The organism is Pelorhabdus rhamnosifermentans (assembly GCF_018835585.1).
In the GTDB taxonomy this organism is placed as follows: Bacteria; Bacillota; Negativicutes; order UMGS1260; family UMGS1260; genus Pelorhabdus; species Pelorhabdus rhamnosifermentans.
Map to the genome: position 1 here is coordinate 1 of NZ_JAHGVE010000086.1, position 653 is coordinate 653.

At 40.9% G+C, this 653-nt stretch carries 1 protein-coding gene; it reads right to left on the reverse strand.

Translation table 11 applies throughout. The features are described from left to right. The coding region (locus Ga0466249_RS25860; protein ID WP_215832376.1) for an acetyl-CoA C-acyltransferase at nt 1–653 on the reverse strand (653 nt) is incomplete at both ends.

Genomic DNA, 653 nt, shown 5'->3' on the forward strand with positions numbered 1-653 from the left:
AGAATTCTTGCGCCGCTGGCACCAATTGGATGACCTAACGCAATAGCGCCACCATGAATATTGACTTTTTCTTTGTCAAAACCAAGTTCCTTACCTACAGCCAAGAATTGCGCTGCAAAAGCTTCATTTGCTTCGATTAAGTCAAGATCTTTAACAGTTAGGTTGGCTTTTGTCAACACCTTTTTGGTTGCAGCAATCGGTCCAATACCCATAATCGCAGGATCAACACCTGCTGCAGCATAAGCACGAATACGTACAAGCGGTTTGAGTCCCAATTCTTTGGCTTTATCCAAACTCATCACAACAAGCGCTGCAGCACCATCATTGATACCAGATGCATTTCCTGCTGTCACTGTACCATCTTTTTTGAAAGCGGGTTTCAATTTGGCTAGCTTTTCTGCAGTTGTTCCTTCACGCGGGAATTCATCTGTATCAAAAGTAACTTCGCCTTTTTTCGTTTTATAAACAACAGGAAGAATTTCTTTTTTAAATGCGCCCGATTTTATGGCTTCAACTGCTTTTTGCTGTGATTCAGCCGATAATTGATCTTGCATCTCACGCGTAATACCAAATTTTTCAGCAACATTTTCTGCTGTAATTCCCATATGATAATCATTAAAAGCACACCACAGTCCGTCTTGAATCATTTCATC